Source organism: Vibrio sp. 99-70-13A1, assembly GCF_013114625.1.
Taxonomy (GTDB): domain Bacteria; phylum Pseudomonadota; class Gammaproteobacteria; order Enterobacterales; family Vibrionaceae; genus Vibrio.
The window spans coordinates 309821-322593 of sequence record NZ_VTXD01000001.1 but is presented as its reverse complement, the minus strand read 5'-3'; the positions used below and the strand labels follow the sequence as shown (position 1 = coordinate 322593).

Here is a 12773-nt window from a genome sequence, read left to right as displayed (position 1 = left end):
AATATATGATTAATAATGGTTTATCTTTGATAATTAGTGTTTATACTCTATTTTTTAGGTGTGTGAGATCTATGTCAGGTTTTTGTAATCAATCTTTAATAGTGATCTGTTCCATAAGGAAAAATACATATTTATTTTAAATTTGTTATGATCCCTAGTCTTAACTTTTGTCTGAAATATAAATGGTATTTATCGTTTTGTTTTGGCTGATATACATAAAAAGGTGGCCGGTGATGTTTTGTTCGCCTTTCGCGTTTTTTTATAAATGAGAATTTGACTTGAATAGCATTCAAACTGTTGACTTATGGTTGTGCCCACTCGAAGAAATGAATGATGAATCGGACGTTATTGCTTATTTAAAAAAGCGGCTACCTGAAGATGAAGTGGCGAAAGTTGAGCGGTATCGAATGCCTACATCTAAGCTTCAAGCTTTATATGTGCGTAATTATTTACGGACGGTTTTATCAAACTACGGTTTTTATCAGCCCGAAGAATGGCGATTTGAATATGGCGAAAAAGGCAAGCCAAGTTTGATTGCCGAACAACATAAAAAAACAGGGCTGAATTTCAATATTAGCCATAGCAAAGCTCATTTGTTAGTTGCGGTTTTCCAAAGGGAAGGAGAGCCAGTTCAATTGGGTGTTGATATCGAACATGCGAGAACGTCGACGAACATTGATGCGATCATGAAGCATTACTTTTCAGATAAAGAGATCACGGATTTACTTGGACTAAATACAGAAAAGCAAAGAGAGCGTTTCTTTGATTTATGGGCTTTGAAGGAGTCATACATCAAAGCGACAGGCAAAGGGTTAGCCACATCGTTAAAAAGTTTTTCGTTCGACTTCTCTAATTTGACCAAGCAAATATTGTTGAGCAAGGAATCAGCGGAACTCGGCTCATCATATGCTAAGCAAAAGTTGAATCGCGAAATCAGGCTATATAGTGGGATTGGGTTGGATTTGGATTCTGCTGAGCAAGGCGATGTTTCTACAAATTGGCAATGTTGCTTAGGAAGATTGGATGATCAGTATCGTTTTGCCGTTACGCTTGGTGGGGTGAAGCTTCCAATGCAAATAGAGATGAGAGTCTTTTCGTCGTCTCATCTCTTTTAAGCTAGTCTGGTGAGACTAAAGCTAGCTCGTCTCTCCAAGCATCGCTTTTAATACTTCAGCAGGAACAGGCTGAAGTTGTTTGTCTTTATCTAGGCAAACCATTTCAATGTCTCCGATAACTGCAGGCTTGACCGCATCTTTACGCCAAACTTCCTGTCGCCATAAAGTCTTATATTTTCCATCAAGTTCAAAAGAAGTTCTTATATCGCAAATCTCTGCAAACTCAACCCCATCTTGGAAAGTCATGTTGGCTTTATACACCGCAAAGCCTAATCCGTGCTCATTCCATAACTCCGCTAGTTTATCGCTACCCAATACATGCTCGCGCGCTCGCTCGAAGTATTTCAGAAAGTTTGGGTGGTAAACCACGCCTGAGTGATCGGTATCTTCATAGTAAATTTGTACAGGGTGATGGTAGATCTTACTCATTAACTTGGGCTCTTCGAAATGAAATAGGACTAAGAATGTCAATTAAGCCAGCACTCTACAGTAACAATTGAAAGTACTTCAAGACATCAACTCTGATATACCTCTTGGTCTGACCACATGTATTCACTATATGTTGGTGGGCTTCCACCCATTTAAGATTTATCTATGTGTCATTTCCCACCCATTCACATTACTCATCATTTTCGATGGCGCGCTATTTAGAACTGCGATCCCTTATAGTTAAAGGGCTGTTAATACTTTGTTACCTGTTGGCTTGCTAATTGCTCTATAGAAAACGTGCAGTACCCATAGAAGGGACTGTTTTGTTTAATAAGGAGAATAATAATGTTTAAGCCTCTTACCCTATTGTCTGTATCGATTCTGGCTGTTACGAGTTTTAATGCTGCTGCAAACTGTGACCCTGGTGAAATCGTGATTAAATTCAGTCACGTAACGAATACAGATAAGCACCCGAAAGGCATCGCTGCCTCATTGCTAGAAGAGCGTGTAAACACTGAGATGAATGGTAAAGCTTGTATGCAAGTTTTCCCTAACTCAACACTTTACGATGATAACAAGGTACTGGAAGCCCTTTTAAACGGTGATGTTCAAATGGCAGCCCCATCGCTGTCAAAATTTGAGAAGTTCACTAAGAAATACCGCATTTTTGACCTTCCTTTCTTGTTTGAAGACGTTGCGGCTGTTGATCGTTTCCAAAACTCAGAATCTGGTGAAAAACTGAAGAATGCGATGAAACGTCGTGGTCTTGTAGGTTTGGATTTTTGGCATAACGGCATGAAGCAAATGTCGGCAAATAAACCTTTGCTGAATCCTGAAGATGCAAAAAACCTAAAGTTCCGTGTTCAAGCGTCTGACGTATTGGTTGCTCAATTTGAACAGCTTGGTGCGAACCCACAGAAAATGTCATTTAAAGAAGTGTATGGCGGTTTGCAAACAAAAGTTATCGATGGTCAAGAAAACACTTGGTCAAACATCTACGGTAAAAAGTTCTTCGAAGTTCAAGATGGCGTAACAGAAACTAACCACGGCATTCTTGATTACTTGGTTGTGACATCAAATGATTTCTGGAAAAACCTGCCAGATGATGTACGTGATCAGCTTGGTACAATCGTAAAAGAAGTGTCAGCAACACGTAATGCTGAATCTTCAAAAGTGAACCTAGCGAACAAAAACAACATCATCGAAGCCGGTGGTGAAGTTCGTACATTAACGCCTGAACAGCGCCAAGCTTGGGTTACTGCTTTGCAACCTGTATGGAAGAAGTTTGAGAAAGATATTGGTTCTGATCTTATTGATGCAGCTTTAGCTTCTAATCAGTAATAGAACACTTCTTTCCCATTGATATAGGGACGAGTAGAGGAGTGGCTTTCTTTGCCACTCCTGATTTTACCACTCCGACAATAGAAATTATAAACGGAGCAGATTATGGAACAGCCTCAAGTGGAACAGTCCAAAACAGAACAGTTAGAAGAACTCTCTTTTTTCTCTAAAGTCGGAAAATTTACGGATGCGATTGAAGAATCTTTGATTGCGTTTTTCTTAGGAGCAATGACCTTACTCACTTTTGCGAATGTGGTTTTCAGATACGCATTCAATGACAACATTTTATGGGCATTGGAACTAACAGTATTTATGTTTGCCTGGATGGTGCTGGTGGGCGCTTCTTATGGCGTGAAAAAGCATTTTCATATTGGTGTCGATGTCATCATTAATATGGCTCCAGAACAATTACGTAAAACATTTGCAGTCATTGCAGTCACCAGTTGTTTAGCCTTCTCCATTTTACTTTTTATTGGGTCGTGGAATTACTGGTACCCATTTGCGACTGAGCGAGCATGGTATGAGACGGATGATATTCCGATGCCAGAAATGCTGCAGTTCATGTCTGATTGGTTGAATGAAGGTGAGCGATATGAAAAATTGCCGCGTTTTATTCCTTATATGGCTTTACCGATAGGTATGGCACTGCTGACCTTTAGATTTCTTCAAATTGCTTATCAAGTCTTTACCGGAAAATTGGATCGAATGATTGCAGGTCATGAAGCTGAAGAAGATTTAGATGCTTTAAAAGCGTCAGTTCTGGAAGGCTCAGACGATGATGCAACGGCTCCTTTAACTCAGTATTCTCAATCTGAGCCCACTAAGGATAAACAGGCAAAGGAAAAGCCAGCTAACACACCAACAACCAACACGCCAACAAGTAAGGAAGACTAGATCATGGCAATGTTATTTCTATTTTTGATGGTAATTGCGTTCATGCTGGTGGGTGTGCCAATTGCTATTTCTCTGGGTTTATCCAGTATCATATTTCTTCTCATGCACTCAGATGCTTCTCTTGCTTCTGTCGCTCAAACTTTGTTTAACGCGTTTGCTGGTCATTACACATTATTAGCGATTCCATTCTTCATTTTAGCGTCGAGCTTTATGTCTACTGGTGGTGTAGCGAAACGTATTATTCGCTTTGCCATCGCAATGGTAGGTTGGTTCCGAGGTGGTCTAGCGATGGCTTCAGTTGTGGCATGTATGATGTTTGCAGCGCTGTCAGGATCTTCACCCGCAACGGTAGTGGCAATCGGTAGTATTGTTATTGCAGGTATGGTGAAAAATGGATACTCAAAAGAGTTTGCAGCAGGGGTTATTTGTAACGCGGGTACGTTAGGTATTTTGATACCACCTTCAATCGTAATGGTTGTGTATGCGGCGGCGACAGATGTGTCGGTAGGTCGTATGTTCCTTGGTGGTGTAATACCGGGCTTGCTGGCTGGTGTAATGTTGATGATTGCTATCTACATTGCCGCTCGTATTAAAAAAATTCCAGCGCAGCCGTTTGTTGGCTGGGGAGAAATGTTTTCTGCAGCAAAAGATGCAAGTTGGGGCTTACTGTTAATCGTCATCATTTTGGGCGGTATTTACGGCGGTATTTTCACACCTACAGAAGCGGCGGCAGTAGCTGCGGTTTATGCATTCTTTATTGCTAACTTTATCTACAAAGATATGGGTCCATTTGCTGATAAAGCAAACAAGAAGCCAGCGCTGGTTAAAATATTCCAAACCTTTGTTCATAAAGATACAAAAGACACGCTTTATGACGCAGGTAAGCTGACCATCATGCTGTTGTTTATCATTGCCAATGCTCTGATTCTTAAGCACGTACTGACGGAAGAACGTATTCCTCAGATGATCACAGAATCCATGCTCTCTGCAGGTTTAGGACCGATAACCTTCCTGATTGTGGTGAACGTTCTTTTGCTCATTGGTGGTCAGTTCATGGAACCATCAGGTTTGTTGATCATCGTTGCACCTTTGGTCTTCCCAATTGCGATTGCACTCGGTATCGACCCAATTCACCTAGGTATCATGATGGTGGTGAACATGGAGATAGGGATGATAACCCCGCCTGTTGGGCTCAACTTATTTGTGACCGCCGGGGTCGCCAAGATGTCGATGATGAATGTAGTGAAAGCAGCCTTACCTTGGGTCGGCGTCATGTTCTTATTCTTGATCATCGTAACGTATGTGCCTTGGGTTTCAACGTGGTTACCAACCACCTTGATGGGGCCGGAGATAATAACTAAATAAGCACTTTGTTTGATGTGAGATGTTCGAGGTGACATTCCCGAGGCTAAATTATTGCGGTGAAATAGCGGAAGCTATTATTCGGTTAACGGCATAAAAAAGCCCTGACAAGATTCGTTTCTTGTTAGGGCTTTTTACATGGTCTTAATTTTTGGCTTTTCAATTCAAGGAGGGGCAACTCACGAGAAATATAAAGCCAAGTTATCATTATGCGTCTAAGGCAGTGACATCTAAATGATGTATTAATCATAGAGCAGATAAGATGAATGAATTGTGAATTTTTTATTCAAGTTCAGTTTTATACTTGTCTTTATCTAAACCATGTTTTTGCATTTTGTCGTAAAGGGTTTTACGTGCAATATTCAGCTTGTCCATGGTGTCTTTTATACTGCCGTTACATTCGATCAAGGCGTGTTCTAAAGCTCGCTTTTCAAATTCAGAAACTTGTTCAGTTAGAGATAAATCGGCATTTGTTTGTGCACATTGATCGCCTAGTTGAGCGATCTTCCCTAACAGTACAAAGCGTTCAGCCGTATTGCGAAGTTCACGAACATTCCCTGGCCAATCGTGAGCGAGTAAAGTGTGTAGCTCAGTTTTTGGCAACGCAGTTGCCGTTTTCCCATATCGAGCCGCTGCTACTAAGAGGAAGTGATGGAATAGAGCTGGAATATCCTCTTTTCGACTCCTCAGTGGTGGCAAATCGAGAGTTACAACATTCAAGCGATAATAAAGGTCTTGTCTGAATGAACCTTCTTCAGCTGCCTGTTTTAGATCGACTTTAGTTGCTGCTATTACACGAATATCAAGCGGGATAAGTGTGTTAGAACCAACTCTTTCAATCAATCGTTCTTGCAGGACACGTAATAATTTAATTTGAGCCTGCATAGGCATCGACTCAATTTCATCTAAAAATAAGGTGCCGCCTTGTGCAAACTCAAACTTGCCTATTCGCTTATTATCAGCGCCTGTAAATGCTCCTTTTTCATGACCATAAAGTTCACTTTCTAAAAGGTTTTCTGGAACCGCACCACAGTTAACTGCGACAAAGTTTTGTCCTGTTCGGCTACTCTGTTCGTGAAGGGATCTGGCAATCAGTTCTTTGCCTGTGCCTGTTTCACCAAATAACAAAATATCAGCATTGGTGTCGGCGATATGAGAAATGGTAGCACGGAGTTCTTGAATGCTTGGAGTGTCGCCGATGATCCGTGGACCAAGGGTTTGGCTGGCTTTTAAAGAGCGTTTGAGCGCTTGGTTTTCAATCGTTAGAGTACGTTTTTCGATTGCTCTTTTTGTCGTTTCTAGCAAACGGTCATTTGAAAAAGGTTTCTCAATAAAGTCATAGGCACCGCGGTGTATTGCTTCTACCGCCATAGAAATATCACCGTGGCCAGTAACCATTATAACGGGTAAGTCGGGGTCTTTATTAATAATTGTATTAAGCAAATCATGCCCTGAGATTCCGGGTAAGCAAATGTCGGTGATGACTACATGCGGCAGCCCATCTGCTTGTATCGCTAATAAAGCGCTTTCCGCATCCGGGAAAAATTGAGCATCAATATCGGCGAGTTCGAAGCTTTGTTCAACTGCTGCTCTGAGATCATATTCATCATCAATAAAGTAAACATGGCACATGCAATTTCCTTTTAATTATTCTTTTGGGAGTCGCTGGTTTTTTCGTTGGGCATTTCGCTGCTATTAACATCATCAGGCTTTACTGTAGGGAGTGAAATAGTGAAACGAGCTCCACCAAGTGAGCTGTTACATGCTGTTAATTGCCCATTCATTGTTTCCACAATTTGTTGTGATAAGGACAAGCCTAGTCCGAGCCCATTTTTCTTTGTCGTATGGAATGGTTCAAAGAAGGTTGAAATCTTACTGGATTCAATACCCGGACCATTGTCATCGATGTGAATGAGTAACTGTTTATCTGTAGATATTTCTTGGGAAATGACAATCAGCTTATCATTCTGATTTTCCATAGCCTGAATAGCGTTAGTCAGTAAGTTGATGAGCACTTGCTCCAGTTGAATTGGGTTTGCAAGTAACGAAACGTGCATGTCTAGAGGTGTTTCTTCAAGTGTGACTCGTTCAGTTTTCAGTTGAGGTTTCATTAGCTCCTTTGCTGAGCTTACAATCGGCTGAAACTGAACAAGGTTTAATTCATTCGTCGACGATTTTCGAGCAAAAGATTTGAGCTGCTGGCTAATTTTAGCCATACGTTCGGTCAAGCCTGAGATGCGAGATAGATTGTCATCAACTCGTTCAGCTTTTCCTTTTTCTAAAAACAATCGACCGTTATCCGCGTAACTACGGATGGCAGCCAAGGGGTTATTAAGTTCGTGGCTAATACTTGCAGACATTTGCCCTAATACAGCAAGTTTAGCAGCTTGAATCAACTCGTCTTGTGTCTGCCTTAAAGCCTGTTCTGTTTTGGCTCTTTGATGGACTTCTGCATGAAGCTCAGAGGTTCTTTCCAGCACCTGAAACTCTAGTTTTTGCCTCGTGATTTCTTGTACTTTTTCAATCTGGATAAGTTTTTGGCGGCGATGTTCGAGTAATTGAAAAATGAGGAATAAAACCGCAAATACTAGGCTGAGAATGACAAGGTAACCCACAAGGTCCCACCAAACTAAATGGGTAGGGGTAAGCACTCTAATTGTTAATTTCGGTTGTTCAAGTTGCCGAGATGAAACAAAAAATTTGCCTTGTGCTGGCGATATTTTCGAAGTGAGGACTGAAGATGTCTTTTCGAGATTGCCTGATAAGTTCAAGCTTTCTATTTCAGTATTTAAATACTGCCTACTGTTTTTTATACGTTGCAAAACGGGAGATTCAAGAGTCTGGAGGCTTTTAAATAACCATTTAGGATTGCTCGACATAAAGATGACCTGATCTTTGTCATTTGCAACGAAATAACTCTGTTTTCCTTTCCAGTTTTTTTCAATGGAGGATAAATCCATTTTTACCACAACCACACCTACAATTTCAGCCGCGTAAGAGACCGGATAAGCATAATAGTATCCACGCTGGCCTGAAGTCGAACCCAGTGCAAAATACTGACTTTCGTTACCTTGAATAGCTTCTTTAAAATAAGGGCGGAATGCAAAGTTTCTGCTGACAAAAGAGCGTTCTTTTTGCCAATTGCTTGATGCTAACGTCGTACCGTACTTATCAATTAAGTAAGTATCTGATGCGTGTATAACGCTATTTACATGTTTGAGGTAGCGGTTGGTTAGCTCTATCTGAGCTGAATTTTCAGGGGCAAGTAAAGCGTCTATCAGCTCTTTGTCTTTAGATAATAACTCTGGAATATGGGCGAATTTATCTAATTGGCTGGTGATGTGGGCTGAAAAACGGTCAAGTTGAGACTGATGCTCAGAGAGTAATTGCTGGTGGTTATATTGCCAAACCCAACGGCCACCTAGCACACAAAATAAGCCATAAACTAACAATAACAACCCTGAAAAACGTTGAATTCTGGTCATTACTTACTCCGTGCTTATTACTGTGTTGATTTATGGTTCTTGTTTAGCCAACCGCTGAAACTGGCTCTTTGTTTATTAGCCGCGATTTGACTTTAAGAGTTGAACTTAGGTGTGCTTTTGATCGGCGACTTTTATAAACAGCTAGAGATGGCAAAATATAGGTTAAGGGGTTGTAACGAGGATTGTTGAAAAAGTTATCGACTCTGAGGGGTAAAACAAGAGCAAGATCTCTTTTTAAGATTTTTGAGTAAAAAAGGTCTCGATTACCTTGAAAAAGTCGCTATTGTCCCCATTTCTAAGGTGCTTTGTGGTGTTTTGATTACTTTTATACCACTTAGAACGAGAATTAAGAGCATTCATTGCCTAGCAGAAGGGTTCGGCTCGACAGCGTGATAACAGATCGCTAGAATGTCGCGTCTAAATTTCTGTCCTGAGGCTAATCGGAGATACCTTTAATTACTCTATCGACAATGAATTTTGTTGAGTGGTAATCTCGAAAGATATCACTGATTAGTCTGGTACGAGATTGATATTCAATCTTAGTATCAATGCTCGATTTTAAATTAAGTGTTCGGATAGAGCACTACACAAGAATGCAGCCAACAACGCCGCTTTTTAGAAAGCTAAGTTACGGCTCATATGCTCAGATAACCTGAGCCAGTTTTGAGGTTTATATAATGCAAGTTACTGTTGAAACGCTAGAAGGCCTAGAGCGCCGTCTTAATATTACTGTTCCTGCTGCTAACATCGAAGATGCAGTTACAGCTGAACTACGCAACATCGCGAAAAACCGTCGTTTCGATGGTTTCCGTAAAGGCAAAGTGCCAATGAAGATGGTTGCTAAAATGTACGGCAAAGCAGTACGTCAAGACGTGATGGGCGAAGTAATGCAACGTCACTTCATCGAAGCAATCGTTAAAGAAAAGATCAACCCAGCTGGCGCACCAACATTTGCACCTGTTGCAAATAAAGAAGGTGAAGACCTAGTATTCAACGCAACTTTTGAAATCTACCCAGAAGTTGAGCTAAAAGGCCTAGAAAACATCACTGTTGAAAAACCAGCAGTAGAAGTTAACGAAGCTGACGTTGAAGAGATGATCGAAACTCTACGTAAGCAACAAGCAACTTGGACTGAAGTTGAAGCTGCTGCTGACGCTGGTTCTCGTGCAACTATCGATTTCATCGGTTCTATCGACGGTGAAGAGTTTGAAGGCGGCAAAGCTGAGAACTTCCCACTAGAAATGGGTGCTGGTCGTATGATTCCTGGTTTTGAAGACGGTATCGTTGGCAAAACTGCAGGTATGGAATTCGAAATCGACGTAAACTTCCCAGAAGATTACCACGCTGAAAACCTAAAAGGTAAAGCAGCTAAGTTCACAATCAAACTAAACAAAGTTGAGTCTCGTGAGCTTCCAGAACTAAACGAAGAATTCGTTTCTAAGTTCGGCGCAACTGATGGCGTTGAAGGTCTTAAAGCTGAAGTTCGTAAGAATATGGAACGTGAGCTTAAGCAAGCTGTTAAAAACCGCATCAAAGAGCAAGCTCTTGACGGACTAGTTAACGAAAACAACATCGATGTACCTTCTGCACTAGTTGATCAAGAAATTGGTGTTCTACGTCAGCAAGCTGCACAACGTTTCGGTGGCAACACTGAAGCTGCTGACCAACTTCCACGTGAGCTGTTCGAAGAGCAAGCTAAACGTCGCGTAGTTGTAGGTCTTCTTCTTGGTGAAGTAATCAAGTCTGAAGAGCTAAAAGCTGACGATGAGAAAGTTAAAGCAATCATCGAAGAAATGGCTACAGCATACGAAGATCCAACAGAAGTTATTGCTTACTACGAGCAAAACGAGCAAATGATGAACAACATGCGCAATGTTGCTCTAGAAGAGCAAGCTATTGATGCAATCATCGCTAAAGCTCAAGTTTCTGATAAAGAAGTTAGCTTCAACGAGCTAATGAATCAGCAACCTGCTTAATATAGTAATATCTGATGTAGAAGGTTGACGTACTGTCGATAATTCTGCTAACAATGGTCCGTATGATTTATCATTCGGGCCATTTATTTTAGGGACATAAGAATATGAGCTACCAAGAAAAAAATACAATGCCATCTATTATGGACGCACTAGTTCCAATGGTGGTTGAACAAACTTCCCGTGGTGAACGTTCTTACGATATTTATTCTCGTCTATTAAAAGAACGAATCATTTTCTTAACAGGTCAAGTGGAAGACCACATGGCAAATCTTGTCGTGGCTCAGCTACTTTTCTTGGAATCAGAAAATCCAGATAAAGACATCTACCTATACATCAACTCTCCGGGCGGTAGCGTAACTGCGGGTATGTCAATTTACGACACAATGCAGTTCATTAAGCCGAACGTAAGTACAGTATGTATGGGACAAGCATGTTCTATGGGTGCTTTCTTACTTGCAGGTGGTACACCAGGTAAGCGTCATGTGCTTCCTAATTCACGTGTAATGATTCATCAGCCTCTTGGCGGCTTCCAAGGTCAAGCGTCTGATATTCAAATCCACGCGCAAGAAATTCTAACGATCAAGCAAAAGTTGAACAAGCTATTGGCGGAACATACTGGTCAGCCTCTAGAAGTTGTTGAGCAAGATACCGATCGTGATAACTTTATGTCTGCTGATCAAGCAGTAGAATACGGTTTAGTGGATTCAGTTCTTAACCACCGCGGTCAGTAATTGCACTGCGCAATTGTTAACGCAAATTGGTTAAAATTGATATACACTCAAATCATAGTAAGTAAAGGCTAAGAGGTTAGCGAATGACAGATAAAAGCAAAGAGGGTAGTAGTGGTAAACTGCTTTACTGCTCTTTCTGTGGCAAAAGCCAGCACGAAGTTCGCAAGTTAATCGCAGGTCCTTCTGTTTACATTTGTGACGAATGTGTCGATTTATGTAATGACATTATTCGTGAAGAAATCAAAGATGTTCTTCCTAAGAAAGAATCTGAAGCGTTACCGACGCCACGTCAGATTCGTGAGCACCTTGATGATTATGTAATTGGTCAAGAATACGCGAAAAAAGTGCTAGCAGTAGCGGTATACAACCACTACAAGCGTTTACGTAATGGCGATACTACGGCTGAAGGCGTAGAGCTAGGTAAAAGTAATATTCTGCTTATCGGTCCAACCGGTAGCGGTAAGACATTACTTGCAGAGACGCTTGCACGTTTCCTAGATGTACCGTTCACAATGGCTGATGCAACTACACTAACCGAAGCGGGTTATGTAGGTGAAGATGTAGAAAACATCATTCAAAAGCTGCTTCAAAAATGTGATTACGACGTAGCAAAAGCAGAGCGCGGTATTGTTTACATCGATGAAATCGATAAGATTTCTCGTAAAGCTGAAAACCCATCTATTACACGTGATGTGTCTGGTGAAGGTGTACAGCAAGCATTACTTAAACTTGTTGAAGGTACTGTTGCCTCAGTTCCACCACAAGGTGGTCGTAAGCATCCACAACAAGAGTTTTTACAGGTTGATACATCTAAGATCTTATTTATCTGTGGCGGAGCATTCTCTGGTCTAGATAAAGTGATTGAACAACGTGTAGAAAAAGGTTCGAGCATTGGTTTTGGCGCAGAAGTGCGTTCAAAAGACGAAGCAAAAACTGTAGGTGAATTATTCACTCAAGTTGAACCTGAAGATTTGGTGAAGTACGGTCTAATTCCTGAATTCATCGGTCGTCTGCCTGTAACAACGACACTGACTGAACTTGATGAAGAAGCTTTAGTTCAAATCCTTTGTGAGCCAAAGAATGCACTTACTAAGCAGTATGCAGCATTGTTTGATATAGAGGACACAGAATTGGAATTCCGTGATGATGCTTTACGTGCTATTGCTAAGAAAGCAATGGATCGTAAAACTGGTGCACGTGGTCTACGTTCAATTCTTGAAGGTGTGTTGTTGGAAACTATGTACGAGCTGCCATCTTCCACAGATGTGAGTAAAGTTGTGATTGATGAATCTGTAATCAACGGTGAATCTGAGCCGTTACTGATTTACAGTAATTCTGACAATCAAGCTGCTGGTGCAGAGTAACCGTTTTGATACGGAACGCTTAAATTAAAAAAGGAGGTAAGCAATTACCTCCTTTTTTTTATTCTTTCATTGAATC

Annotated in this window: 10 protein-coding genes and 1 pseudogene; 8 read left to right on the top strand and 3 right to left on the bottom strand. The window is 41.1% G+C overall.

What is annotated here, in order from left to right; all coding sequences use genetic code 11:
- Window positions 1-326: 326 nt before the first annotated feature.
- Window positions 327-1115 (top strand): 4'-phosphopantetheinyl transferase superfamily protein, encoded by a 789-nt coding sequence (locus tag F0226_RS01475; protein WP_171734021.1) that lies wholly within the window; start codon window positions 327-329, stop codon window positions 1113-1115.
- A gap of 21 nt (window positions 1116-1136) precedes the next feature.
- Here F0226_RS01475 and F0226_RS01470 read toward each other — a convergent pair whose 3' ends face one another.
- Window positions 1137-1544: a thioesterase family protein gene (locus tag F0226_RS01470; protein WP_171733955.1), complete on the bottom strand. Its 408-nt coding sequence runs from the start codon at window positions 1542-1544 to the stop codon at window positions 1137-1139.
- A gap of 345 nt (window positions 1545-1889) precedes the next feature.
- On the opposite strand from F0226_RS01470, the gene F0226_RS01465 reads away from it, so the two are divergent.
- From F0226_RS01465 to F0226_RS01455, 3 genes are all read left to right on the top strand, one after another.
- Complete coding sequence (locus F0226_RS01465) at window positions 1890-2885, top strand: TRAP transporter substrate-binding protein (RefSeq protein WP_171733954.1); 996 nt, start codon at window positions 1890-1892, stop codon at window positions 2883-2885.
- A gap of 105 nt (window positions 2886-2990) precedes the next feature.
- Window positions 2991-3779, top strand: a complete 789-nt coding sequence (locus F0226_RS01460; protein ID WP_253820714.1) for a TRAP transporter small permease — start codon at window positions 2991-2993, stop codon at window positions 3777-3779.
- 3 nt (window positions 3780-3782) lie between these two features.
- The gene (locus tag F0226_RS01455) at window positions 3783-5144 is read left to right on the top strand and encodes a TRAP transporter large permease (RefSeq protein WP_137372357.1); all 1362 of its coding nucleotides are present in this window, start codon (window positions 3783-3785) and stop codon (window positions 5142-5144) included.
- 279 nt (window positions 5145-5423) lie between these two features.
- Here F0226_RS01455 and F0226_RS01450 read toward each other — a convergent pair whose 3' ends face one another.
- Together F0226_RS01450 and F0226_RS01445 are read right to left on the bottom strand one after the other, a co-directional pair.
- Window positions 5424-6773: a sigma-54 dependent transcriptional regulator gene (locus F0226_RS01450; protein ID WP_171733953.1), complete on the bottom strand. Its 1350-nt coding sequence runs from the start codon at window positions 6771-6773 to the stop codon at window positions 5424-5426.
- A gap of 11 nt (window positions 6774-6784) precedes the next feature.
- Window positions 6785-8626, bottom strand: a complete 1842-nt coding sequence (locus F0226_RS01445; RefSeq protein WP_171733952.1) for an ATP-binding protein — start codon at window positions 8624-8626, stop codon at window positions 6785-6787.
- Between the two features lie 147 nt (window positions 8627-8773).
- Here F0226_RS01445 and F0226_RS22725 point away from each other — a divergent pair.
- The 4 genes and pseudogenes from F0226_RS22725 (at window position 8774) to clpX (ending at window position 12697) form a co-directional block, all read left to right on the top strand.
- A pseudogene (locus tag F0226_RS22725) lies at window positions 8774-9019 on the top strand (hypothetical protein).
- A 284-nt stretch (window positions 9020-9303) separates the two neighbouring features.
- Entirely contained in the window at window positions 9304-10602 is a 1299-nt protein-coding gene (gene tig, locus F0226_RS01440; protein WP_171733951.1) for a trigger factor, read from the top strand.
- A 104-nt stretch (window positions 10603-10706) separates the two neighbouring features.
- On the top strand, window positions 10707-11333 hold the full coding sequence (gene clpP / locus F0226_RS01435) for an ATP-dependent Clp endopeptidase proteolytic subunit ClpP (protein WP_171733950.1): 627 nt from the start codon (window positions 10707-10709) through the stop codon (window positions 11331-11333).
- A gap of 83 nt (window positions 11334-11416) precedes the next feature.
- On the top strand, window positions 11417-12697 hold the full coding sequence (gene clpX, locus F0226_RS01430) for an ATP-dependent protease ATP-binding subunit ClpX (RefSeq protein WP_171733949.1): 1281 nt from the start codon (window positions 11417-11419) through the stop codon (window positions 12695-12697).
- Window positions 12698-12773: the final 76 nt, after the last annotated feature.